We start from the raw sequence: 24,444 nt of genomic DNA, 5'->3' as shown, positions 1-24,444 counted from the left end.
TTGACGATGAAAAATATGACAAGTCTCATGAAAGTGGAAATCATTCTGATGAAACGGCAAGCCGTATACTACTTGCTTTCCATCGGACTTCCAAGTGTGTTTTACCTTATATTTTCTGGTATGATGTCAGGGTCAGATATTCCAGAGATCGCTCTTCAAGCCTATCTTTTTGCAATGACGCTCTTTAGTATCATGTCAAGCGCCTTTTTCAGTATCCCTAGTACACTCGAGTCTGACAAGACAAACAACTGGCAAAAATTGATTCAACATTCTCCCGTATCTATGGTAGAATATTATGTATCAAAACTGTTCAGTACGCTACTGACTTTCTTGTTATCAATTATAGTTGTCTTTTCAGTTGGTCATTTTGTCCGTGGAATTACGCTACCTTGGCTTGACTGGTTAGTAATCGGAGTTATTTTGCTGGTCGGAAGCGTTGTCTTTATCAGCATGGGGGTCTTGGTGAGCTTGCTTCCCAGTGCTCAATTGATGACGGTTATTGGAAATATTGCCTATATTGCTTTGGCTGTCCTAGGTGGACTCTGGTTCCCTTTGAGTTCCTTCCCAGAATGGCTCCAATCCATTGGAAAACTGACCCCAACCTATCAACTGATGCAGGTCGTCTCTACTTATTTGGAGCACCACGAATTTAATATTCTTGCTACCTTGGTTGTACTAGGTTATACAGTTTTCTTTGGTGTCTTGGTTATTCAACTGAAAAAACGGATCGAGGTAAAATAAATCTATGTTGGAAAAATTAAAAAACACTCATTATATGTTTCATATTTCAACAGTGTTTATCATCTTTCCTATAGCGGGTGTCATCATTGGAGAGTACCCGCTTTTAACCTTGTTATGGACTCTACTATTTGTCCTGGCTTTCTATTCGGTTTTAGTCAGTCAGAATCGCACCGTGCAGTGGCTAGCTTGGTGGATCATGCTTGCTTACATTTTTTACAGTTCCGTTTGGCTGAATGGGAGCTTCGCTTGGTTTATCTTTTATTTATCAAACCTCCTCATTTACCAACTGGATGAGATCTCTTTTCACTCTTGGCGTTTTGTCAGCTTTATTGTCTTACAACCGCTGATTTTGACAGGGATTTATATGGTCGATCAAGTTAGTCCCTGGCAACTGCTCTTTTTCTTGGTGACCTTTGTCTTTTCTGATGCCTTGACTTTTGGTCTCTATCGAATTCGGATGGCAGAAGAACTAAAAGAAGAAAAGAGAAAACAAAATGCAAAGCTCAATCTCTTCTTGGCTGAAAATGAACGCAGTCGTATCGGCCAGGATCTCCATGACAGTCTAGGCCATACTTTTGCTATGTTGAGTGTGAAGACGGATCTTGCCCTCCAGTTACTTCAAATGCAGGCCTATCCTCAAGTGGAAAAAGAATTAAAAGAAATTCATCAGATCAGTAAGGAATCCATGAATGAAGTCCGTACTATCATTGAAAATCTTAAAACTAGAACCCTTGCCTCCGAGTTTGCAACTGTTAAAAAAATGCTGGAAATTGCAGGAATTGAAACGGAAATTAACCACCAATTAGATACTGCTAGCTTAACTCAAGAATTGGAGTCAACAGCTTCCATGATTTTGCTTGAGTTAGTGACCAATATCATCAAACACGCCAAAGCGTCTAAAGCCTACTTAAAATTAGAACGGACAGAGAAAGAACTCATTTTAACAGTGAGAGATGATGGCTGTGGCTTTCCTTCACTAAAGGGGGATGAACTCCATACAGTCCGAGATCGTGTCCTTCCATTTTCGGGAGAGGTAAAGGTGATCAGTCAGAAGTATCCAACAGAAGTGCAAGTACGACTACCTTATAAGGAGAGAAACTAAGATGAAACTACTTGTTGCAGAAGACCAAAGTATGTTGCGAGATGCCATGTGCCAGTTGCTAGCCTTTCAAGCGGATGTGGAGTCTGTCCTACAAGCCAAGAATGGACAAGAAGCCATCCAACTCTTAGAAAAGGAGTCTGTAGATATCGCCATCCTTGACGTAGAAATGCCTGCTAAGACAGGCCTCGAAGTCTTGGAGTGGATACGAGCAGAAAAGCTAGAAACAAAGGTAGTTGTAGTAACGACCTTCAAGCGCCCCGGCTATTTTGAACGCGCGATTAAGGCAGGAGTGGATGCCTATGTCTTGAAAGAAAGAAGCATTGCAGACCTCATGCAAACCTTGCACACTGTCCTCGAAGGGCGCAAGGAGTATTCGCCTGAATTGATGGAAGTGGTTATGACGCATCCCAATCCATTGACAGAACAAGAGATTGCTGTCTTAAAGGGAATCGCTCAGGGATTATCCAATCAAGAGATTGCAGACCAACTCTATCTATCAAACGGAACTGTCCGAAACTATGTCACTAATATTCTTTCCAAGCTAAATGCAGGCAATCGAACAGAGGCAGCCAACATCGCAAAAGAATCAGGTTGGCTTTGATAAGAATGCTAAAAACATCTCAAACGAATGTTTAATCGAAGGAAATCCATACAAGAAAGGAGGAGGCAATTTTGCCTCCTTTTTGGTTTAGAAAAGCGGTTAGAACTAGTGTCAAAGAGATAAAAGATCAGAATAAAAACGAAAAAAATATTGACAAGGAAAGAAAAAATGTGTTACAATAATAGACGGTACTTTTTACTTTTGGTCTCTCAAAAGTGTACAGGGACGTGCTGACAAATGTTGCAAAAGTACACACAGATGGTAGCTGTCACCAAGTGTATCATCACCAAAAATAAAAAAACACAGGAGAATGTAGATGCCTACAATTAACCAATTGGTTCGCAAACCGCGTAAATCAAAAGTAGAAAAATCTAAATCACCAGCTTTGAACGTTGGTTACAACAGTCATAAAAAAGTTCAAACAAACGTTTCTTCACCACAAAAACGTGGTGTTGCAACTCGTGTGGGAACAATGACACCTAAAAAACCTAACTCTGCCCTTCGTAAATTCGCTCGTGTACGTTTGAGCAACCTTATCGAAGTTACTGCCTACATCCCAGGTATCGGACACAACTTGCAAGAGCACAGCGTGGTGCTTCTTCGTGGTGGACGTGTAAAAGACCTTCCAGGGGTACGTTACCATATCGTCCGTGGTGCACTTGATACTGCAGGTGTTAACGATCGTAAACAAGGCCGTTCTAAATACGGTACTAAACGTCCAAAAGCATAAGGAAAGGGGATAAAGAGAAATGAGTCGTAAAAATAGAGCTCCAAAACGTGACGTATTGCCAGATCCGCTTTACAATTCACAACTAGTTACTCGTCTTATCAACCGCGTTATGCTTGATGGTAAACGTGGTACAGCTGCTTCAATCGTTTACGGTGCTTTTGAGCAAATCAAAGAAGCTACTGGTAACGATGCACTTGAAGTATTTGAAACAGCTATGGAAAACATCATGCCTGTACTTGAAGTACGTGCACGTCGTGTTGGTGGATCTAACTACCAAGTCCCAGTTGAAGTTCGTCCAGAACGTCGTACAACACTTGGACTTCGTTGGTTGGTAACCATCGCTCGCCTTCGTGGTGAACACACAATGCAAGACCGTCTTGCAAAAGAAATCTTGGATGCTGCGAACAACACTGGTGCAGCAGTTAAGAAACGTGAAGACACTCACCGTATGGCTGAAGCTAACCGTGCCTTCGCACACTTCCGTTGGTAAGATAGGATGCGAAAGCGTTAAGAAAGTCCCAGAGAAAATAGGGAATCGAAGCAGGTTGCGATTGCAACCAATGAGATTCATCTTTTTCTCCAGACTTTTAGCTTGAGCTCAACTAGATCATGATGCTAGGAACGGTAAGGATGCAAGGTGAAAATAGGAAACTGACGCAGTATTCGACGAATACAAGGAAGTTTATCTTTTTCACACAGCATCCCGTTCCGGCTCAAATCGGCTAGCTAACTTTAGCCCGAGTTCAATTCAACTTGTCTACAAGTTGAAACCAACAAAAACAAGATAAACATTGAGAACGGGTAGGTCCTGCCTATCCGTTTTTATTAAAATCGTGTTATAATAGAATAGAAATTAAAAATAAATAGGAGAAACAAACCTCATGGCACGCGAATTTTCACTTGAAAAAACTCGTAATATCGGTATCATGGCTCACGTCGATGCCGGTAAAACAACAACTACTGAGCGTATTCTTTACTACACTGGTAAAATCCACAAAATCGGTGAAACTCACGAAGGTGCGTCACAAATGGACTGGATGGAGCAAGAGCAAGAACGTGGTATCACTATCACATCTGCTGCGACAACAGCTCAATGGAACAACCACCGCGTAAACATCATCGACACACCAGGGCACGTGGACTTCACAATTGAAGTACAACGTTCTCTTCGTGTATTGGACGGTGCGGTTACTGTTCTTGACTCACAATCAGGTGTTGAGCCTCAAACTGAAACAGTTTGGCGTCAAGCAACTGAGTACGGAGTTCCACGTATCGTATTTGCCAACAAAATGGACAAAATCGGTGCTGACTTCCTTTACTCAGTAAGCACACTCCACGACCGTCTTCAAGCAAACGCACACCCAATCCAATTGCCAATCGGTGCTGAAGATGATTTCCGTGGTATCATCGACTTGATCAAGATGAAAGCTGAAATCTATACAAACGACCTTGGTACAGATATTCTTGAAGAGGATATCCCAGCTGAATATCTTGAACAAGCACAAGAATACCGTGAAAAATTGATCGAAGCAGTTGCTGAAACTGATGAAGATTTGATGATGAAATACCTCGAAGGTGAAGAAATCACTAACGAAGAATTGAAAGCGGGTATCCGTAAAGCTACTATCAATGTTGAATTCTTCCCAGTATTGTGTGGTTCTGCCTTCAAAAACAAAGGGGTTCAATTGATGCTTGATGCGGTTATCGACTACCTTCCAAGCCCACTTGACATCCCAGCGATCAAAGGTGTTAACCCAGATACAGATGAAGAAGAAACTCGTCCAGCATCTGACGAAGAGCCATTCGCAGCTCTTGCCTTCAAGATCATGACAGACCCATTCGTAGGTCGTTTGACGTTCTTCCGTGTTTACTCAGGTGTTCTTCAATCAGGTTCATACGTATTGAATACTTCTAAAGGTAAACGTGAACGTATCGGACGTATCCTTCAAATGCACGCTAACAGCCGCCAAGAAATCGACACTGTTTACTCAGGTGATATCGCAGCTGCCGTTGGTTTGAAAGATACGACAACTGGTGACTCATTGACTGATGAAAAAGCTAAAATCATTCTTGAATCAATCGATGTTCCAGAACCAGTTATCCAATTGATGGTTGAGCCAAAATCTAAAGCAGACCAAGATAAGATGGGTATCGCCCTTCAAAAATTGGCTGAAGAAGATCCAACATTCCGTGTTGAAACAAACGTTGAAACTGGTGAAACAGTTATCTCAGGTATGGGTGAGCTTCACCTTGACGTCCTTGTTGACCGTATGCGTCGTGAGTTTAAAGTTGAAGCGAACGTAGGTGCTCCTCAAGTATCTTACCGTGAAACATTCCGCGCTTCTACTCAAGCACGTGGATTCTTCAAACGTCAGTCTGGTGGTAAAGGTCAATTCGGTGATGTATGGATTGAATTTACTCCAAACGAAGAAGGAAAAGGATTCGAATTCGAAAACGCAATCGTCGGTGGTGTGGTTCCTCGTGAATTTATCCCAGCGGTTGAAAAAGGTTTGGTAGAATCTATGGCTAACGGTGTTCTTGCAGGTTACCCAATGGTTGACGTTAAAGCTAAGCTTTACGATGGTTCATACCACGATGTCGACTCATCTGAAACTGCCTTCAAGATCGCGGCTTCACTTGCCCTTAAAGAAGCTGCTAAGACTGCACAACCAGCTATCCTTGAACCAATGATGCTTGTAACCATCACTGTTCCAGAAGAAAATCTTGGTGATGTTATGGGTCACGTAACTGCTCGTCGTGGACGTGTAGATGGTATGGAAGCGCACGGTAACAGCCAAATCGTTCGTGCTTACGTTCCACTTGCTGAAATGTTCGGTTACGCAACAGTTCTTCGTTCTGCATCTCAAGGACGTGGTACATTCATGATGGTATTTGACCACTACGAAGATGTACCTAAGTCAGTACAAGAAGAAATCATTAAGAAAAACAAAGGTGAAGAATAATCTGTCTTCGCAATAGAAGGAAGTCACTTAGTGGCTTCCTTTTTTTGTCTTTAACTATTCATTTTTGCTGAATATAGTATACAAATTTGGTCGCTAAGTGAGAGAGTTACTAATTTTATCCAGAAAGAAAATATTCTAATTTGATAAATTAAAGTAAATAAAGGTTCCTAATTCCGTAGAAAAGTTAATAAAAATGAGAAAAAGATTCATAAATACACTTTTAGATAGAAAATTCAGAAAATTGCTTCTTTTATCTTGAAAAATTTTGAAAAAATGGTATGATAGTAACAAGCTATTTTTAAGAGAAGAGAAAGGGGAACAATGGAGAAAATCAGTTTAGAATCTCCTAAGACGGGGTCGGACCTAGTTTTGGAAACACTTCGTGATTTAGGAATTGATACCATATTTGGCTATCCTGGTGGTGCAGTCTTGCCTTTTTATGATGCGATATATAATTTTAAAGGCATTCGCCACATTCTAGGACGCCATGAGCAAGGTTGTTTGCACGAAGCTGAAGGATATGCCAAATCAACTGGAAAGTTGGGTGTTGCTGTCGTCACGAGTGGACCGGGAGCTACAAATGCCATTACAGGGATTGCAGATGCCATGAGCGATAGCGTTCCCCTTTTGGTCTTTACAGGTCAGGTGGCGCGTGCAGGGATTGGGAAGGATGCCTTTCAGGAGGCAGACATCGTGGGCATTACCATGCCAATCACTAAGTACAATTACCAAGTTCGTGAGACGGCAGATATTCCTCGCATCATTAGGGAAGCTGTCCATATCGCAACGACAGGTCGTCCAGGGCCCGTCGTGATTGACCTACCAAAAGACGTATCTGCCTTAGAGACAGATTTCATCTATTCACCCGAAGTGAATTTGCCAAGTTATCAACCGACTCTAGAGCCAAATGACATGCAAATCAAGAAAATCTTGAAGCAATTGTCAAAAGCCAAGAAACCTGTTTTATTGGCAGGTGGTGGAGTTAGTTATGCAGAAGCAGCTACAGAACTCAGTGAGTTTGCTGAACGTTACCAAATTCCAGTCGTGACCAGTCTTTTAGGGCAAGGTACGATTGCAACGAGTCATCCCCTCTTCCTAGGGATGGGAGGCATGCACGGTTCTTTCGCGGCCAACATTGCAATGACTGAAGCGGACTTTATGATTAGTATTGGTTGCCGTTTCGATGACCGATTGACTGGAAATCCCAAGACCTTCGCGAAGAATGCTAAGGTTGCTCACATTGATATTGACCCAGCTGAGATTGGTAAGATTATCAGTGCAGATATTCCTGTGGTGGGGGATGCTAAGAAAGCCTTGCAGATGTTGTTGGCAGAGCCAACTGTTCATAACAATACCGAAAAATGGATTGAAAAAGTCACTAAAGACAAGAACCGCGTTCGTTCTTATGATAAGAAAGAACGTGTGGTTCAACCCCAGGCTGTTATTGAACGAATCGGTGAATTGACAAATGGAGATGCCATTGTTGTCACAGACGTTGGTCAACACCAAATGTGGACAGCTCAGTATTACCCATATCAGAATGAACGTCAATTGGTAACTTCAGGTGGCTTGGGTACCATGGGCTTCGGAGTTCCTGCAGCTATTGGAGCCAAGATTGCAAATCCAGAAAAAGAGGTTATCCTTTTTGTCGGTGATGGTGGCTTCCAAATGACCAACCAAGAACTAGCTATTTTGAACATTTACAAGGTACCGATTAAGGTCGTGATGCTGAATAACCACTCCCTAGGAATGGTTCGTCAGTGGCAGGAATCCTTCTATGAGGGTAGAACTTCCGAGTCAGTCTTTGATACACTTCCTGACTTCCAGCTGATGGCACAGGCTTACGGCATCAAAAACTATAAATTTGATAATCCAGAGACGATAGAGAAGGATCTAGAAGTCATTCTGGAGGATGCGCCGATGTTTATCGAGGTGGATATTTCTCGTAAGGAACAGGTTTTACCGATGGTACCGGCTGGTAAGAGCAATCATGAGATGTTGGGGGTGAAGTTCCATGCGTAGAATGTTAACTGCAAAACTACAAAATCGTTCGGGAGTCCTCAATCGCTTTACAGGTGTCCTATCTCGTCGTCAGGTCAACATTGAGAGTATCTCAGTTGGTGCGACAGAGAACCCCAATGTATCTCGTATCACCATCATTATTGATGTAGCTTCTCATGATGAAGTAGAGCAAATCATTAAACAACTGAATCGACAGATTGATGTGATTCGCATTCGAGATATCACAGATAAACCACACTTGGAAAGAGAAGTTATCTTGGTGAAGATATCTGCTCCTGCTGAAAAACGTGCAGAAATCTTGGCCATTATCCAACCTTTCCGTGCAACGGTAGTAGATGTGGCTCCAAGCTCCATCACTATCCAGATGACTGGAAATGCTGAAAAGAGTGAAGCTTTATTGCGAGTGATTCGACCATACGGTATTAAAAATATCGCTCGTACGGGTGCAACTGGATTTACCCGCGACTAAAAATCCAACTTAAATTTGTTAAACCAGCCTATGAGGCAATAAAAAATAGAAAAGAGAGAAAAACTATGGCAGTTCAAATGGAATACGAAAAAGATGTTAAAGTAGCAGCGCTTGATGGTAAAAAAATCGCCGTAATCGGTTATGGTTCACAAGGACATGCGCATGCGCAAAACTTGCGTGACTCAGGTCGTGATGTCATCATCGGTGTACGTCATGGTAAATCTTTTGACAAAGCAAAAGAAGATGGATTTGACACTTATACAGTAGCAGAAGCAACTAAATTGGCTGACGTTATCATGATCTTGGCACCAGACGAAATCCAACAAGAATTGTACGAAGCAGAAATCGCTCCAAACTTGGAAGCTGGAAATGCAGTTGGATTTGCTCATGGTTTCAATATCCACTTTGAATTTATCAAAGTACCTGCAGACGTGGATGTCTTCATGTGTGCCCCTAAAGGACCAGGACACTTGGTACGTCGTACTTACGAAGAAGGATTTGGTGTTCCAGCTCTTTATGCAGTCTACCAAGACGCTACAGGAAATGCTAAAAACATTGCTATGGACTGGTGTAAAGGTGTTGGAGCAGCTCGTGTTGGTTTGCTTGAAACAACTTACAAAGAAGAGACTGAAGAAGATTTGTTTGGTGAACAAGCCGTACTTTGTGGTGGTTTGACTGCCCTTATCGAAGCAGGCTTTGAAGTCTTGACAGAAGCAGGATACGCCCCAGAATTGGCTTACTTTGAAGTTCTTCATGAAATGAAATTGATTGTTGACTTGATCTATGAAGGTGGATTCAAGAAAATGCGTCAATCAATTTCTAACACTGCTGAATACGGTGACTATGTATCAGGTCCACGTGTGATTACTGAGCAAGTCAAAGAAAATATGAAAGCTGTTTTGGCAGATATCCAAAATGGTAAATTTGCAAATGACTTTGTAAATGACTACAAGGCTGGACGTCCAAAATTGACTGCTTACCGTGAACAAGCAGCTAACCTTGAAATTGAAAAAGTTGGTGCTGAATTGCGTAAAGCAATGCCTTTCGTTGGTAAAAACGACGACGACGCATTCAAAATCTATAACTAATTCTTGTGAAGAAAAACAGAAGGCGAGTTGGGGGTACCTGACTCGCTTTTTATCTTAAAAAGTATTTGAGGAGGAGACAATGCTAAGTGCAAAAGACGTGGTGAAAGCCCACAAAGTATTGAGTGGTGTAGTAGTCAATACTCCACTTGATTATGATCATTATTTATCGGAGAAGTATGGTGCTAAGATTTATTTGAAGAAGGAGAATGCCCAGCGTGTTCGTTCCTTTAAGATTCGCGGAGCCTATTATGCCATTTCTCAATTAACAAAAGAAGAACGTGAGCGTGGTGTAGTCTGTGCCTCTGCAGGAAATCACGCCCAAGGTGTCGCCTATACTTGTAATGAGATGAAAATTCCTGCAACCATCTTTATGCCCATCACAACACCTCAACAAAAGATTGGACAGGTCCGCTTTTTTGGTGGTGATTTTGTGACAATTAAGTTAGTTGGGGATACCTTTGATGCTTCTGCTAAGGCAGCACAAGAATTTACAGTTTCTGAAAGCCGCACCTTCATTGATCCTTTTGATGATGCGCATGTTCAGGCTGGTCAAGGAACAGTAGCTTATGAGATTCTTGAAGAAGCCCGTAAAGAGTCTATTGATTTTGATACAGTACTTGTACCAGTAGGCGGTGGCGGATTGATTGCCGGTGTTTCTACTTATATTAAGGAAACCAACCCGACTATTGAAGTGATTGGGGTAGAAGCCAATGGAGCCCGCTCTATGAAAGCTGCCTTTGAGGCTGGGGGACCAGTTAAACTCAAAGAAATTGATAAGTTTGCTGATGGGATAGCTGTACAGAAAGTTGGACAATTAACCTATGAAGCGACCCGTCAGAATGTTGAAACGCTGATTGGGGTGGACGAGGGCTTGATTTCTGAAACCTTGATTGATCTTTATTCCAAACAAGGAATTGTAGCAGAACCAGCCGGGGCTGCTAGTGTTGCAGCCTTGGAAGTTTTATCAGACTATATCAAAGGCAAGACGATTTGTTGTATTATTTCTGGAGGAAATAACGATATCAACCGCATGCCAGAGATGGAAGAACGTGCCTTGATTTACGATGGAATCAAGCATTACTTTGTAGTGAATTTCCCACAGCGCCCAGGAGCTCTCCGAGAGTTTGTAAATGACATTTTGGGGCCAAATGATGACATCACTCGTTTTGAATATATCAAACGAGCAAGCAAGGGGACAGGCCCTGTATTGATTGGGATTGCTCTTGCCAATAAGCATGATTATGCTGGATTGATTCATCGTATGGAAAAGTTTGACCCGTCTTATATTAATTTGAATGGAAACGAAACATTGTATAACATGTTAGTTTAAACTAAAATAAAATTATTATCATATTATTTGCGTAATGATAACGATGGTGTTATAATGAGGGTGATGAAAGGGGGAGATTCCCATGGTTTTACAAATTTTACTTGTTTTATTGTTTTTAGTGGTGATTGCATCAGTGATTACGATTAGTTCTGTATATGTGGTTCGACAACAATCTGTCGCTATCATAGAACGCTTTGGTAAATACCAAAAGTTGAGCAATAGTGGTATCCATTTGCGGGCTCCCTTTGGGATTGATAGGATTGCGGCAAGAGTTCAACTACGCTTGTTGCAAAGTGAGATTGTTGTAGAGACAAAGACGCAAGATAATGTATTTGTGACGATGAATGTGGCAACTCAGTATCGAGTGAATGAAAATAACGTCACAGATGCCTATTATAAATTGATGCGTCCAGAAGCCCAAATTAAATCCTATATTGAAGATGCTTTGCGTTCATCTGTACCAAAGCTAACCCTAGATGAGTTGTTTGAGAAGAAGGATGAAATCGCCTTAGAAGTTCAAAAACAAGTGGCTGAAGAAATGTCTACGTATGGGTATATCATTGTCAAAACGCTGATTACTAAGGTTGAACCTGATGCTGAAGTAAAACAATCCATGAATGAAATTAACGCAGCTCAACGTAAGAGAGTTGCAGCGCAAGAACTTGCTGAAGCAGATAAGATTAAAATTGTGACCGCAGCAGAAGCAGAAGCAGAAAAAGATCGCCTACATGGTGTAGGGATTGCAGAGCAGCGTAAAGCAATTGTTGACGGACTAGCTGATTCTATCAAAGAGTTAAAGGGAGCTAATGTTGAGCTAACTGAAGAACAAATCATGTCTATCCTATTAACGAACCAGTATTTAGACACATTGAATAATTTTGCAGAAAAAGAAGGAAATAATACAATCTTCCTACCAGCAAATCCTAATGGAGTTGAAGATATAAGAACTCATATATTATCGGCTTTAAAAGCCAAATAAAAATATGCAGAATAATATAGTTGTGATGAATATATGTTTTTTTATTGACAGATAAAATAAAAACGTATACAATTAGGAATTGTAAAGAATAATTCAGGAGAAGAACATGGTTAAGTCAAACTTTGAAAAGGTAGAAGCAGTTGTTGGCTGGGTTCGTGATAAGAAGATCACAGGTTACCGTATCTCTAAAGAAACGAATGCGCGTGAAATGTCTATCATTGCCCTAGCGCAAGGACGCGCAAAAGTTAAAAATATTTCATTTGAAACAGCTCTTAGTTTAATCGATTTCTATGAAAAAAATCATGAAAAATTTGAAGATTGAACTGTGGTTACAGGCAGATTTCTGAATCGAGTCTGCCTTTCCTTTACAATTACAAACTAAAAAGACTGCATTCTGTATGCAGTCTTTATTTATTAATTGAGATAACGCTGAAGGAATTCTTTTGTCCGTTCTTCTTTAGGGTTCGTGAAGAGTTCTTCAGGTTTACCTTCTTCTGCAATGATTCCCTTGTCCATGAAGATGACACGATGGGAGACGTCGCGAGCAAATTCCATTTCGTGGGTTACAACAATCATGGTCAAGCCTTCTTGAGCTAGGTCCTGCATAATTTTGAGGACTTCTCCGACCATTTCGGGGTCAAGGGCAGATGTTGGTTCGTCGAAGAGAATGGCGTCAGGATTCATGGAGAGTGCACGAGCGATAGCTACACGTTGCTTTTGTCCACCTGAAAGTTGCTTCGGCTTGGCTTGCCAGTAACGTTCTCCCATACCAACTTTTTCAAGATTCTCTTTGGCAATTTTTTCAGCTTCAGAGCGTTCTCGTTTAAGGACAGTCGTTTGGGCGACGATGGTATTTTCGAGGACATTCAGATTTTCAAAGAGATTGAAAGATTGGAAAACCATACCGAGCTTTTCACGATAATGGGTGAGGTTATAGCCTTTTTCCAGGACATTTTCTCCGCGATAGAGAATCTCTCCTCCTGTAGGTGTTTCTAGTAAATTAATCGAACGAAGGAAGGTTGATTTTCCGCTTCCCGAGCTTCCGATGATGGAAATAACCTCTCCTTTATGGACGGTGAGAGAAATGTCTTTTAGCACTTCATTTTGTCCATAGGATTTTTTTAGGTGTTTGATTTCAAGGATTGGTTGTGTCATTTTTTCAAATCCCCCGTTTGCATTTGGTTAGCACCTGTAGTGTAAGTGTCCATGTCCATATAGCGTTCGATAAAACGTAGGACACGGGTCACAGTGAAGGTGAGGACAAAGTAAATCACTGCAATGATGGTAAAGGTCTGGAAGTATTGATAGGTTTGAGTCGCTACAGTATTTCCTGAGAAATAAAGCTCGACAACTGAAATAACGTTCAATACAGAGGTATCTTTGATATTGATGACAAACTCATTACCAGTAGCAGGTAGAATATTACGGACAACCTGAGGAAGGACAATCTTACGCATGGTTTGATTGTGGGTCATACCAAGAGCAGTTGCAGCTTCGAACTGTCCCTTGTCAACTGCTAGAATACCACCACGAACGATTTCTGTCATGTAGGCACCCGTGTTGATTGAGACGATAAAGATAGCAGCCAGTGTCCGGTCGAGATTGATACCGAAAGCTTGAGCAGTCCCATAGTAGATAACCATGGATTGAACAATCATCGGTGTACCACGGAAGATTTCAATATAGACATTGAGAATCCAACCGACTAGTTTTTGTAGGCCGTAAATGGCTTTGTTTTCAGAGAGAGGAGCCGTACGGAAGACACCAATGGCAAGACCGATAATGAGACCTACGATAGTTCCGATGATTGAGATTAAAAGAGTGACACCTGCACCACGCAAGAGCTGTTGCCAGTTTTCAGAAAGAATTTTAGCAACTTGGCTGAAGAAATTACTGCTACTTTCTTCAGTTGCTGTTGCTTCGGCAGGTTGCTCCTGAATCATACGATCCATCAGTGCAACTTGTTCATCTTTGGAGATGGTTTCAATACTAGCATTAATTTGGCTGATACGACTGTCATCTTTACGAAGTCCAATGGCAATAGCAGTATCTTCTTCTCCAGTCTTGAAACCTGGTTCTACTTGGACCATCTTGAACTTAGAGTTAGCGGCTTCGGCAGTCAGTGCTTCAGGGCGTTCCGAAACATAGGCATCAATAACACCAGCCTCAAGAGCTTGGCGCATTTGGGCAAAGTCGCCCATAGCTGTTTCTTTCTTGACACCAGGGATTTGGGAAATCAAATCATAAAGGTAAACACCTTGTTGAGAAGTGATTTTTGCTCCGCTAAAGTCCTCTAAAGATTTGGCATTCGCATAGGCAGAGTCCTTTTTGACCAATAGAACTGGCTCGCTAGTATAGTAACTGCTTGAAAAAGCAATTTCTTGTTTGCGTTCAGCGGTTGGGCTCATACCGGCAATGATCATATCGATTTTGCCAGAAGTAAGGGCTGGAACAAGTCCTTCCCACTTGGTTTTCACGACCAAAGGTTCCTTACCCAGATCTTTGGCAATCTTTTTAGCGATTTGAACATCATAGCCGTTGGCATATTGGTTGGTACCGTCGATTTTGACAGCACCATTACTATCGTCGTCTTGGGTCCAGTTGAAGGGAGCGTAAGCTGCCTCCATTCCGATGCGTAAATATTCGTCGGCTTGGACTTGGCTAGCTAGTCCTAATGTAAGGGCTAGGCTAGCAAGAATAGATAAGCATAATTTTTTCATGTTTTCTCCTATTTCTGGTCTAAAAATGACTTCTCTCTATTGTATCTAAAAATGGTGAGATTTTCAATACAAGTAAGCCTTTACTTATAAAAAATGATATAATGATAGCAAAGATAAAAAGGGGGATTGTGTTGTGAAAAAGAATTTTTTCGTGCTTTTATTTAGCTTGTTTTGTATTTTACCACTCTCTGTTTTTGCGGTTGATTTTAAGATTCGCTCTTATCAAGGTGATTTGTATATTCATGCAGATAATACAGCAGAATTTAGGGAGAAAGTAGTCTATTATTTTGATGAAGACTTTAATGGACAACTAGTAGGACTTGGCCGTTCTGGTAAGATGCCAAAGGGCTTTGAAATAGATTCCAGTCCGAAGATTCAGGTATGGAAAAATGCTAGCGCCATTGAAAATGTCAATAGTGAAGTAATAGAAGGAACAGAAGGGTATACTGTAAAAGTGTATAATCCAGGCCAAGAAGGGGATACCGTTGAAGTGGTAATCACATGGCAACTAAAAAACCTCCTATTTCTATATGATGATATCGCGGAACTTAATTGGCAACCCTTGACAGATAGTTCAGAACCTATCGAAAATTTTGAGTTTCGGGTAACAGGCTTTAATGGAGCTGAAAAACTTTTCTTTCATACAGGGAAACTCTTTACAGAGGGCAAGGTAGAGAAGACAGGTGGTGATTATCGTGTTCATTTGCAGAACCTACCTCGTCAGCGTGGGGTTGAATTGCATGCCTATTGGCCTAGAAAAGATTTTGGAACAGCTTTGGATCAGGGATTGAAGGGCAATCGTTTAGCAGAATTTGAAAAAATAGAGGAGTCCATTGCTGCTGAAAAAGCTCAAAGCAAAGCTCTGGTTACGTGGGTTATCCCTTTTTTACTCTCGCTTTCTTTAGTCTTTAGTGTCATTTTCTATCGCATTTACCGAAGAAAAACCTCCCCATCGAAGAAACATGCTAAAAATCACCGTCTCTACGAACCGCCAATGGACTTAGAACCGATGGTTTTATCGGAATCTGTTTACTCCACTTCTTTAGAGGAAGTCAGTCCCTTGACCAAGGGAGGAGGGAAGTTCACCTTTGACCAACTCGTTCAGGCAACCTTATTGGATGTGATCGACCGTGGAAATATTTCAATCATCTCAAATGGAGATGAGGTCCGTCTAAAAGTCGTAAAAGAAAAAGGATTGGCAAGTTTTGAAAAAGATTGTCTTAATTTGGCCTTTTCAGGAAGAGAAGAAGTGCTTGTTTCAGACTTGTTTGCAGATTACCAAGTGTCAACTAGTCTTTACCAAGGTGCAAAAGCAGCTGATGAAAAAAGGATTCAGAAAACAGGACGTAAGCTTAAGTCTTCTTTCGAGCAAGCTCTGAAGCAGATGCAGGATGGGGTGAGAAAGCGGGTTTCCTCTTTGCAACTTCCAGATTATTATCGTCCACTGAGTAATGGGGAAAAAATCCTGCGATTGACGATAGGTGTCTCTACACTTCTACCTGCTTTCGTTGGTTTTGGCTGGTTCTTGTACAGTTTGGATGCTCACGGGTATCTTTCCCTGCCACTTCCTATCCTTGGGTTTGTGAGCTTGATGTTAGCTGCCGTCTATTATTGGACAACCCGATTTGATACTCGTGATGGTGTTTTAAACGAAGAAGGACTAGAAGCGTACTATCTCTGGACTAGTTTTGAAAACATGCTTCGCGATATCGCCCATCTAGACAAGGCAGAATTAGAGAGTATTGTTCTTTGGAATCGCCTCCTTGTCTATGCTACTTTATTTGGTTATGCGGACAAGGTGAGCCATTTGATGAGATCTTATCAGATTCAGGTCGAGAACCCAGATATCAATCTTTATGTAGCTTATGGCTGGCACAGTATGTTTTACCATTCAACTGCTCAAATGAGCCACTATGCTAGTATTGCAAATACAGCAAGTACCTACTCCGTCTCTTCTGGAAGTGGAAGTTCTGGCGGAGGATTCTCAGGAGGCGGAGGCGGTGGTAGCATCGGGGCCTTCTAGAAAAATCTATCACAGAATCTGAAATTATGCTATAATAGAGGACAGAAAAAGGAGTAATACATGTATCTTATTGAAATTTTGAAGTCAATCTTTTTTGGGATTGTTGAAGGAATTACGGAATGGTTGCCCATTTCAAGTACTGGCCACTTGATCTTGGTTGAAGAATTTGTGCAATACAAGGACCAAAATGAAGCCTTTATGTCCATGTTTAATGTTGTCATTCAGCTTGGTGCCATTTTAGCAGTTATGGTCATTTACTTTAATAAGCTTAATCCTTTCAAACCTGGTAAAACTAAGGTAGAAGTTCGTAGAACTTGGCAATTGTGGTCAAAAGTTCTCGTTGCAACCTTGCCTTTACTATTGGTCTTTAAGTTAGATGATTGGTTTGATGCCAACTTCCATAACATGGTTTCGGTTGCCATTATGTTGATTATCTATGGTGTTGCCTTTATCTATCTTGAAAAACGAAATAAGGCGCAAGCCATTGAACCAACAGTAACAGAGCTAGACAAGTTGCCTTATAAAACAGCTCTTTACATTGGGCTCTTCCAAGTCCTCGCCCTCTTCCCAGGAACGAGCCGTTCAGGTGCGACTATCGTTGGTGGTTTGTTGAATGGAACAAGTCGCTCTGTCGTAACAGAGTTTACCTTCTATCTCGGAATTCCTGTTATGTTCGGAGCCAGTGCTTTAAAGATTTTCAAATTTATTAAAGCAGGTCAACTCTTGAGTTTTGAGCAACTGTTCTTGCTCTTGGTTGCTATGGGTGTTGCCTTTGCGGTCAGCATGCTTGCTATTCGTTTCTTGACCAGCTATGTGAAGAAGCACGACTTTACACTCTTTGGTAAATACCGTATCGTACTCGGTAGTGTCTTGTTGCTTTATAGTTTTGTGCGTTTATTTGTATAAGAAAAAGCTTGAAGGGAGATTCCTTCAAGCTTTTTAAAATCCTGTCACTGTAATTCCTAGTAGACGAACGCCTTTCTCTTTTTCAGCTAGTTCTTCGTAGAGTTGAAGGGCAGTTTGAGAAATCTGACTAGCATCCTGTGTTGCTTGTGGGAGGCTTTTCCGTCTAGTTAGAGTAGAGAAGTCAGCATATCGTATTTTTAGGATAATGATTTTTCCAGCTTTGCCTTGTTGGCTGAGATTGTGAGCTACCTTTTCTGAGAGAAGAGTTAGCTCTTTTTTGATGTCTTCTTCTACTTGCAGGATTTTTCCGTAGGTTTTTTCCTTGCCAATGGACTTGCGAATACGATTGGCCTTGACCGGTGAATTATGAATGCCCCTAGCCTTTCGATAAAGATCAAAACCGAGTCTGCCAAACCGATCGATTAAAGTGACTTCAGAAACAGCCAATAAGTCTTCACCAGTATAAATGCTCATTTCATGAAGGCGTTCAACTGTTTTTTTGCCCACACCGTGAAATTTAGCAATGTCCATTTGTTTGAGAAAATCCTCAGCCTGATCTGGGAGGATGACTGTTAAACCATGTGGTTTTTGATAGTCACTAGCCATTTTAGCTAGGAATTTGTTATAAGAAACACCTGCAGAAGCAGTCAGGTGTAGTTCCTGCCAGATATCTTGTTGGATGAGACGGGCTATTTTGACGGCCGACTTGATACCGAGTTTATTTTCCGTCACATCTAAGTAAGCCTCGTCAATACTCATAGGTTCGATCAAATCCGTGTAGCGTTTAAAAATAGCTCGAATCTGAAGACCCACTACCTTATACTTTTCATAATTTCCAGAGATAAAGACGGCTTGAGGACAACGTTCATAAGCTTCTTTAGAACTCATGGCTGAATGAACACCAAAAGCTCGCGCCTCATAGCTACAGGTAGAAACGACGCCACGCCCACCTGTTTGTCTGGGGTCACTCCCGATGATGACAGGTTTGCCCTTTAACTTAGGATTATCTCTGATTTCCACCGCAGCAAAAAAGGCATCCATGTCGATATGGATGATTTTTCTTGACAAATCATTAATCAATGGAAATATGAGCATTTGGCTTCCTTTCTAGTGTCGTTTTCTATTCATTATACCTTTTTTTCTGAAAAAATGGAAAAGAGTAATTTTCCTTTCAAATATATAATACAGATTGTATTGAAAAACAGACTGTATTATAAAAGAAAGCGCTAAAAAGGCTGTTTTCCCCTTGATGAAATCGGTTACTGTATGGTATACTTGTCTCATGAATGTAACAGATACTTGTTACTAGAAAGAAAAATGAGGACATTAACATGGTTGTTAAGACAGTTGTTGAAGCGCAAGATATTTTTGATAAAGCTTGGGAAGGCTTCAAAGGCGTAGATTGGAAAGAAAAAGCAAGTATTTCTCGCTTCGTTCAAGCTAACTACACACCTTACGATGGAGATGAAAGTTTCCTTGCTGGACCAACAGAACGTTCACTCCACATCAAAAAAATCGTAGAAGAAACAAAAGCACACTACGAAGAAACTCGTTTCCCAATGGACACTCGTCCAACATCTATTGCTGATATTCCTGCTGGATTTATCGACAAAGAAAACGAATTGATCTTCGGTATCCAAAACGATGAACTCTTCAAATTGAATTTCATGCCAAAAGGTGGTATCCGTATGGCTGAAACTACTTTGAAAGAAAATGGATACGAACCAGATCCAGCTGTTCACGAAATCTTCACTAAATATGTGACAACAGTTAACGACGGTATCTTCCGTGCTTACACTTCAAACATCCGTCGTGCTCGTCACGCTCACACTGTAACTGGTCTTCCAGATGCATACTCACGTGGACGTATCATCGGTGTTTATGCACGTCTTGCTCTTTACGGTGCAGACTACTTGATGCAAGAAAAAGTAAACGATTGGAATGCAATTGAAGAAATCGATGAAGAAACAATCCGTCTTCGTGAAGAAGTAAACCTTCAATACCAAGCATTGCAACAAGTCGTTCGCTTGGGTGACCTTTACGGAGTTGATGTCCGCAAACCAGCGATGAACGTTAAAGAAGCCATCCAATGGGTTAACATCGCCTTCATGGCTGTCTGCCGTGTTATCAACGGTGCTGCTACATCTCTAGGACGTGTGCCAATCGTACTTGATATCTTTGCAGAACGTGACCTTGCTCGTGGTACATTTACTGAATCAGAAATCCAAGAGTTTGTTGATGATTTCGTTATGAAACTTCGTACAGTTAAATTTGCTCGTACAAAAGCATATGACCAATTGTACTCAGGTGACCCAACCTTCATCACAACTTCTATGGCAGGTATGGGTAACGACGGTCGTCACCGTGTTACTAAGATGGACTACCGTTTCTTGAATACTCTTGATAACATCGGTAACTCACCAGAACCAAACTTGACAGTTCTTTGGACTGACAAATTGCCATACAACTTCCGTCGCTACTGTATGCACATGAGCCACAAACACTCTTCTATCCAATATGAAGGTGTAACAACAATGGCTAAAGACGGATATGGTGAAATGAGCTGTATCTCATGCTGTGTGTCACCACTCGACCCAGAAAACGAAGAACAACGCCACAATATCCAGTACTTCGGTGCTCGTGTAAACGTATTGAAAGCCCTTCTTACTGGTTTGAATGGTGGTTACGACGATGTTCACAAAGACTACAAAGTATTTGACATCGATCCTATCCGTGACGAAGTTCTTGAATTTGAATCAGTTAAAGCGAACTTTGAAAAATCTCTTGACTGGTTGACTGACACTTATGTAGATGCTTTGAACATCATCCACTATATGACAGACAAGTACAACTACGAAGCTGTTCAAATGGCCTTCTTGCCAACTAAACAACGTGCAAACATGGGATTCGGTATCTGTGGATTTGCCAACACTGTTGATACATTGTCAGCAATCAAGTACGCTACAGTTAAACCAATCCGTGACGAAAATGGCTACATCTACGATTACGAAACAATCGGTGAATACCCACGTTGGGGTGAAGATGACCCACGTTCAAACGAATTGGCAGAATGGTTGATCGAAGCTTACACAACTCGTCTACGTAGCCACAAACTTTACAAGAACGCAGAAGCTACAGTATCACTTTTGACCATCACATCTAACGTTGCTTACTCTAAACAAACTGGTAACTCACCAGTCCACAAAGGTGTATACCTCAACGAAGATGGTTCTGTGAACTTGTCTAAACTTGAATTCTTCTCACCAGGTGCGAACCCTTCTAACAAAGCTAAAGGTGGATGGTTGCAAAACTTGAACTCACTTGCTAGCCTAGACTTTGGTTACGCAGCTGACGGTATCTCATTGACAACTCAAGTTTCTCCACGTGCTCTTGGTAAGACTCGTGATGAGCAAGTTGATAACTTGGTAACAATCCTTGATGGTTACTTCGAAAACGGTGGACAACACGTTAACTTGAACGTTATGGACTTGAACGATGTTTATGAAAAGATCATGTCAGGTGAAGATGTTATCGTGCGTATCTCTGGATACTGTGTAAACACTAAATACCTCACTCCAGAACAAAAAACTGAATTGACACAACGTGTCTTCCACGAAGTTCTTTCAATGGATGATGCATTGAGCTAAGATTCAATTAGAATAGAAAGAAAGCCAGTTAATCTAACTGGTTTTCTTGTGCTCTAAAAACTTTTTAAAAATAGTCAAATTTGGTCAAAAAGTTATTGACTTTTACTGACCAATGTGATATAGTAGAAACATAAGGAAAATGAACTCCTTAGAAAGCTTCGTTTTCAATGAACCATTCCTTGAGAATGAGGTATAGAATCCCAAGAAAGGGGTGAGGCCTATGTTTAATCTAACAGACTTTGAAAAGAAGATGATAAAAGGCTTATTTAAAAAAGAAAAACCAGAAATTATTCTTAGGGTAGCAAGTTAGCTAGTCTAAATTTTTTAAAACAAAGGTCAAAGATAGTCAATATCAGAAATCGCAAATCATAAACAATAAATGAGGTAAAAAATATGAACAACAACTTTAATAACTTTAACAACATGGATGATTTATTTAACCAATTGATGGGTGGTATGCGAGGATACAGTTCTGAAAACCGTCGCTACTTGATTAATGGACGCGAAGTGACACCTGAGGAATTTGCTCAGTATCGTGCAACTGGGCAATTGCCAAGAAATGCAGAGTCTGATGCGCAAATGCAACAACACGCTTCAGGTATGAAACAAGACGGTGTCCTTGCTAAATTAGGTCGTAACTTGACAGCGGAAGCTCGTGAGGGTAAGTTGGATCCTGTTATTGGACGAAACAAGGAAATTCAAGAAACATCTGAAATCCTCTCACGTCGTACCAAGAACAATCCTGTTCTGGTAGGAGATGCAGGTGTTGGTAAGACAGCTGTCGTTGAAGGATTGGCGCAAGCCATTGTGAACGGAGATGTTCCAGCTGCTATTAAGAACAAGGAAATCATTTCCATTGATATCTCAGGTCTCGAGGCTGGTACTCAATACCGTGGTAGCTTTGAAGAAAACATTCAAAATCTTGTTAGTGAAGTGAAAGAAGCGGGAAATATCATTCTCTTCTTTGATGAAATTCACCAAATTCTTGGTGCTGGTAGCACTGGTGGTGATAGTGGCTCTAAGGGACTTGCAGATATTCTCAAGCCAGCTCTCTCCCGTGGTGAATTGACTGTTATTGGGGCAACAACTCAAGACGAATACCGTAACACTATCTTGAAGAATGCGGCTCTTGCTCGTCGTTTCAACGAAGTTAAGGTCAATGCTCCTTCAGCAGAGGATACCTTTAAAATTCTTCAAGGAATTCGTGACCTCTACCAACAACACCACAATGTCATCTTGCCAGACGAAGTTTTGAAAGCAGCAGTAGATTATTCTGTCCAATACATTCCTCAACGTAGCTTGCCAGATAAGGCTATTGACCTTGTCGATGTTACAGCAGCTCACTTGGCAGCTCAACATCCAGTAACAGATGTTCATGCTGTTGAACGTGAAATTGAGGCAGAAAAAGACAAGCAAGAAAAAGCAGTTGAAGCAGAAGACTTCGAAGCAGCTCTTAATGCCAAAACACGTATTGCAGAATTAGAAAAGAAAATCGAAAACCACACAGAAGATATGAAGGTAACTGCCACTGTCAATGATGTGGCCGAATCTGTGGAACGGATGACAGGTATTCCAGTATCACAAATGGGAGCTTCAGACATCGAACGTTTGAAAGATATGGCTCATCGCTTGGAACACAAGGTTATCGGCCAAGATAAAGCGGTTGAAGCTGTAGCTCGTGCTATCCGTCGTAACCGTGCTGGTTTTGATGAAGGCAATCGCCCAATCGGTAGCTTCCTCTTTGTAGGTCCTACTGGGGTTGGTAAGACAGAACTTGCTAAGCAATTGGCGCTCGATATGTTTGGAACTAAGGATGCTATCATTCGTTTGGATATGTCGGAATACAGTGACCGAACAGCTGTATCTAAGCTGATCGGTACAACTGCCGGTTATGTGGGGTATGATGACAATAGCAATACCTTGACAGAACGTGTTCGTCGTAATCCTTACTCTATCATTCTATTGGACGAAATTGAAAAGGCGGATCCTCAAGTCATTACCCTTCTCCTCCAAGTTTTGGATGATGGTCGCTTGACAGATGGCCAAGGAAATACCGTTAACTTTAAAAACACTGTCATTATCGCAACATCAAATGCTGGCTTTGGCTATGAAGCCAACTTGACAGAAGATGCGGATAAACCAGAGTTGATGGATCGCTTGAAACCATTCTTCCGTCCAGAGTTCCTCAACCGCTTTAACGCTGTTATCGAGTTCTCACACTTAAATAAGGAAGATCTTTCTAAGATTGTGGACTTGATGTTGGCTGAAGTCAACCAAACCTTGGCTAAGAAAGATATTGATTTGGAAGTCAGCCAAGCCGCTAAGGACTTTATCACAGAAGAAGGTTATGACGAAGTCATGGGTGTTCGTCCTCTCCGACGCGTGGTTGAACAACAAATCCGTGATAAAGTAACGGACTTCCACTTGGATCACCTAGATGCCAAACACCTAGAAGCAGATATGGAAGATGGCGTTTTGGTCATTCGTGAGAAAGCCTAACTCGAGATTTTGAGAATAAAAAAGAACCAGTTATTGTAACTGGTTCTTTTTCTTTTAGATGACATGACGTTCAAAGGCATCATCTGAGATCCCTTGTTCTAGGATAAGTTTCGCCCATTCTTTAGCAGAAAAGAGGCTGTGGTCCTTGTAGTTTCCACAAGATTCGATAGTTGTTCCAGGAACATCTTCCCAAGTAGTGGTCTCAGCGATTTCCTTGAGCGAATCCTTGATAACAGCAGCAATCTCAGCACTGGTATGGCGCCCCCACATAATCATATGGAAACCAGTACGGCAACCGAAGGGCGAACAGTCAATCATGCCGTCAATGCGGGTACGGATGAGTTTTGCCAAGAGGTGCTCGATAGTGTGAAGACCAGCGGTAGGGATAGAATCCTCATTTGGCTGCACCAAGCGAATATCAAAGTTGGAGATGATGTCTCCCTTTGGCCCTGTTTCTTCCCCAATCAAGCGGACATAGGGTGCTTTGACAATGGTGTGGTCAAGTTCAAAACTTTCAACAATAACTTCTTTTGACATGGTAAATCCTTTCAGTTTTCTTCTTTCATTATATCATAAAGCTAGCTCATGAAACAGAGAGAAAACCTCTCCGAGCGTGGAGAGGTT

20 protein-coding genes are annotated in these 24,444 nt (G+C 41.4%); 16 read left to right on the top strand and 4 right to left on the bottom strand.

Annotated elements, in window-relative coordinates; translation table 11 throughout:
* Positions 1–6: 6 nt before the first annotated feature.
* The 12 genes from HMPREF9189_RS09385 (at position 7) to HMPREF9189_RS09330 (ending at position 12,347) form a co-directional block, all read left to right on the top strand.
* A complete protein-coding gene (locus tag HMPREF9189_RS09385; protein ID WP_000794221.1) occupies positions 7–741 on the top strand; it encodes an ABC transporter permease in 735 nt (244 codons plus the stop codon).
* Positions 742–745: 4 nt separating this feature from the next.
* A complete protein-coding gene (locus HMPREF9189_RS09380; RefSeq protein ID WP_000890467.1) occupies positions 746–1,843 on the top strand; it encodes a sensor histidine kinase in 1,098 nt (365 codons plus the stop codon).
* 1 nt (position 1,844) lies between these two features.
* Positions 1,845–2,444, top strand: a complete 600-nt coding sequence (locus HMPREF9189_RS09375; protein ID WP_000772039.1) for a response regulator transcription factor — start codon at positions 1,845–1,847, stop codon at positions 2,442–2,444.
* 316 nt (positions 2,445–2,760) lie between these two features.
* The gene (gene rpsL / locus HMPREF9189_RS09370) at positions 2,761–3,174 is read left to right on the top strand and encodes a 30S ribosomal protein S12 (RefSeq protein WP_001142332.1); all 414 of its coding nucleotides are present in this window, start codon (positions 2,761–2,763) and stop codon (positions 3,172–3,174) included.
* A gap of 19 nt (positions 3,175–3,193) precedes the next feature.
* A complete protein-coding gene (gene rpsG / locus HMPREF9189_RS09365) occupies positions 3,194–3,664 on the top strand; it encodes a 30S ribosomal protein S7 (RefSeq protein WP_000087873.1) in 471 nt (156 codons plus the stop codon).
* A 391-nt stretch (positions 3,665–4,055) separates the two neighbouring features.
* Positions 4,056–6,137, top strand: coding sequence for an elongation factor G (gene fusA, locus HMPREF9189_RS09360; RefSeq protein ID WP_000090343.1), 2,082 nt, complete (start codon positions 4,056–4,058; stop codon positions 6,135–6,137).
* Between the two features lie 321 nt (positions 6,138–6,458).
* Positions 6,459–8,159: an acetolactate synthase large subunit gene (locus HMPREF9189_RS09355; protein ID WP_000411734.1), complete on the top strand. Its 1,701-nt coding sequence runs from the start codon at positions 6,459–6,461 to the stop codon at positions 8,157–8,159.
* Positions 8,152–8,628 carry an acetolactate synthase small subunit gene (gene ilvN / locus HMPREF9189_RS09350; protein ID WP_001253807.1) on the top strand — a complete coding sequence of 159 codons (477 nt, stop codon included), beginning with the start codon at positions 8,152–8,154 and terminating at the stop codon, positions 8,626–8,628. The genes HMPREF9189_RS09355 and ilvN overlap by 8 nt, the downstream gene beginning before the upstream one ends.
* Before the next feature lie 65 nt (positions 8,629–8,693).
* Positions 8,694–9,716, top strand: a complete 1,023-nt coding sequence (gene ilvC / locus HMPREF9189_RS09345; protein WP_000290680.1) for a ketol-acid reductoisomerase — start codon at positions 8,694–8,696, stop codon at positions 9,714–9,716.
* Positions 9,717–9,795: 79 nt separating this feature from the next.
* The gene (gene ilvA / locus HMPREF9189_RS09340) at positions 9,796–11,046 is read left to right on the top strand and encodes a threonine ammonia-lyase IlvA (protein WP_000947306.1); all 1,251 of its coding nucleotides are present in this window, start codon (positions 9,796–9,798) and stop codon (positions 11,044–11,046) included.
* Positions 11,047–11,128: 82 nt separating this feature from the next.
* Positions 11,129–12,025 (top strand): SPFH domain-containing protein, encoded by an 897-nt coding sequence (locus tag HMPREF9189_RS09335; RefSeq protein WP_000244063.1) that lies wholly within the window; start codon positions 11,129–11,131, stop codon positions 12,023–12,025.
* Positions 12,026–12,131: 106 nt separating this feature from the next.
* Complete coding sequence (locus tag HMPREF9189_RS09330; protein ID WP_000241003.1) at positions 12,132–12,347, top strand: hypothetical protein; 216 nt, start codon at positions 12,132–12,134, stop codon at positions 12,345–12,347.
* A gap of 92 nt (positions 12,348–12,439) precedes the next feature.
* Here HMPREF9189_RS09330 and HMPREF9189_RS09325 read toward each other — a convergent pair whose 3' ends face one another.
* Both HMPREF9189_RS09325 and HMPREF9189_RS09320 read right to left on the bottom strand, forming a co-directional pair.
* Positions 12,440–13,180 carry an amino acid ABC transporter ATP-binding protein gene (locus HMPREF9189_RS09325; protein ID WP_000193357.1) on the bottom strand — a complete coding sequence of 247 codons (741 nt, stop codon included), beginning with the start codon at positions 13,178–13,180 and terminating at the stop codon, positions 12,440–12,442.
* Positions 13,177–14,745: an ABC transporter substrate-binding protein/permease gene (locus HMPREF9189_RS09320; RefSeq protein ID WP_000732038.1), complete on the bottom strand. Its 1,569-nt coding sequence runs from the start codon at positions 14,743–14,745 to the stop codon at positions 13,177–13,179. The genes HMPREF9189_RS09325 and HMPREF9189_RS09320 overlap by 4 nt, the downstream gene beginning before the upstream one ends.
* Positions 14,746–14,878: 133 nt before the next feature.
* Between HMPREF9189_RS09320 and HMPREF9189_RS09315 the strand changes: the two genes are divergently transcribed.
* Together HMPREF9189_RS09315 and HMPREF9189_RS09310 are read left to right on the top strand one after the other, a co-directional pair.
* Positions 14,879–16,768: a DUF2207 domain-containing protein gene (locus tag HMPREF9189_RS09315; RefSeq protein ID WP_000739199.1), complete on the top strand. Its 1,890-nt coding sequence runs from the start codon at positions 14,879–14,881 to the stop codon at positions 16,766–16,768.
* Positions 16,769–16,828: 60 nt separating this feature from the next.
* A complete protein-coding gene (locus tag HMPREF9189_RS09310) occupies positions 16,829–17,674 on the top strand; it encodes an undecaprenyl-diphosphate phosphatase (RefSeq protein WP_000280788.1) in 846 nt (281 codons plus the stop codon).
* Between the two features lie 33 nt (positions 17,675–17,707).
* Here HMPREF9189_RS09310 and dinB read toward each other — a convergent pair whose 3' ends face one another.
* A complete protein-coding gene (gene dinB / locus HMPREF9189_RS09305) occupies positions 17,708–18,769 on the bottom strand; it encodes a DNA polymerase IV (RefSeq protein WP_000904553.1) in 1,062 nt (353 codons plus the stop codon).
* A 236-nt stretch (positions 18,770–19,005) separates the two neighbouring features.
* On the opposite strand from dinB, the gene pflB reads away from it, so the two are divergent.
* Both pflB and HMPREF9189_RS09295 read left to right on the top strand, forming a co-directional pair.
* Complete coding sequence (gene pflB / locus HMPREF9189_RS09300; RefSeq protein WP_000260612.1) at positions 19,006–21,321, top strand: formate C-acetyltransferase; 2,316 nt, start codon at positions 19,006–19,008, stop codon at positions 21,319–21,321.
* Between the two features lie 393 nt (positions 21,322–21,714).
* On the top strand, positions 21,715–23,820 hold the full coding sequence (locus HMPREF9189_RS09295) for an ATP-dependent Clp protease ATP-binding subunit (protein ID WP_001063450.1): 2,106 nt from the start codon (positions 21,715–21,717) through the stop codon (positions 23,818–23,820).
* 54 nt (positions 23,821–23,874) lie between these two features.
* On the opposite strand, the gene HMPREF9189_RS09290 is transcribed toward HMPREF9189_RS09295, so the two are convergent.
* A complete protein-coding gene (locus HMPREF9189_RS09290) occupies positions 23,875–24,357 on the bottom strand; it encodes an S-ribosylhomocysteine lyase (RefSeq protein ID WP_000032544.1) in 483 nt (160 codons plus the stop codon).
* Positions 24,358–24,444: the final 87 nt, after the last annotated feature.

The sequence above is a fragment of the Streptococcus sp. oral taxon 071 str. 73H25AP genome (genome assembly GCF_000146755.1).
Taxonomy (GTDB): domain Bacteria; phylum Bacillota; class Bacilli; order Lactobacillales; family Streptococcaceae; genus Streptococcus; species Streptococcus oralis_T.
Note: the sequence above shows the minus strand (reverse complement) of the source record. Positions and strands in the feature narration are given on the sequence as shown.

Coding starts and splice junctions, on each gene's coding strand:
- HMPREF9189_RS09385 (WP_000794221.1), top strand. CDS start 7: ATGAAAAATATGACAAGTCTCATGAAAGTGGAAATCATTCTGATGAAA.
- HMPREF9189_RS09380 (WP_000890467.1), top strand. CDS start 746: ATGTTGGAAAAATTAAAAAACACTCATTATATGTTTCATATTTCAACA.
- HMPREF9189_RS09375 (WP_000772039.1), top strand. CDS start 1,845: ATGAAACTACTTGTTGCAGAAGACCAAAGTATGTTGCGAGATGCCATG.
- rpsL (WP_001142332.1), top strand. CDS start 2,761: ATGCCTACAATTAACCAATTGGTTCGCAAACCGCGTAAATCAAAAGTA.
- rpsG (WP_000087873.1), top strand. CDS start 3,194: ATGAGTCGTAAAAATAGAGCTCCAAAACGTGACGTATTGCCAGATCCG.
- fusA (WP_000090343.1), top strand. CDS start 4,056: ATGGCACGCGAATTTTCACTTGAAAAAACTCGTAATATCGGTATCATG.
- HMPREF9189_RS09355 (WP_000411734.1), top strand. CDS start 6,459: ATGGAGAAAATCAGTTTAGAATCTCCTAAGACGGGGTCGGACCTAGTT.
- ilvN (WP_001253807.1), top strand. CDS start 8,152: ATGCGTAGAATGTTAACTGCAAAACTACAAAATCGTTCGGGAGTCCTC.
- ilvC (WP_000290680.1), top strand. CDS start 8,694: ATGGCAGTTCAAATGGAATACGAAAAAGATGTTAAAGTAGCAGCGCTT.
- ilvA (WP_000947306.1), top strand. CDS start 9,796: ATGCTAAGTGCAAAAGACGTGGTGAAAGCCCACAAAGTATTGAGTGGT.
- HMPREF9189_RS09335 (WP_000244063.1), top strand. CDS start 11,129: ATGGTTTTACAAATTTTACTTGTTTTATTGTTTTTAGTGGTGATTGCA.
- HMPREF9189_RS09330 (WP_000241003.1), top strand. CDS start 12,132: ATGGTTAAGTCAAACTTTGAAAAGGTAGAAGCAGTTGTTGGCTGGGTT.
- HMPREF9189_RS09325 (WP_000193357.1), bottom strand. CDS start 13,180: ATGACACAACCAATCCTTGAAATCAAACACCTAAAAAAATCCTATGGA.
- HMPREF9189_RS09320 (WP_000732038.1), bottom strand. CDS start 14,745: ATGAAAAAATTATGCTTATCTATTCTTGCTAGCCTAGCCCTTACATTA.
- HMPREF9189_RS09310 (WP_000280788.1), top strand. CDS start 16,829: ATGTATCTTATTGAAATTTTGAAGTCAATCTTTTTTGGGATTGTTGAA.
- dinB (WP_000904553.1), bottom strand. CDS start 18,769: ATGCTCATATTTCCATTGATTAATGATTTGTCAAGAAAAATCATCCAT.
- pflB (WP_000260612.1), top strand. CDS start 19,006: ATGGTTGTTAAGACAGTTGTTGAAGCGCAAGATATTTTTGATAAAGCT.
- HMPREF9189_RS09295 (WP_001063450.1), top strand. CDS start 21,715: ATGAACAACAACTTTAATAACTTTAACAACATGGATGATTTATTTAAC.
- HMPREF9189_RS09290 (WP_000032544.1), bottom strand. CDS start 24,357: ATGTCAAAAGAAGTTATTGTTGAAAGTTTTGAACTTGACCACACCATT.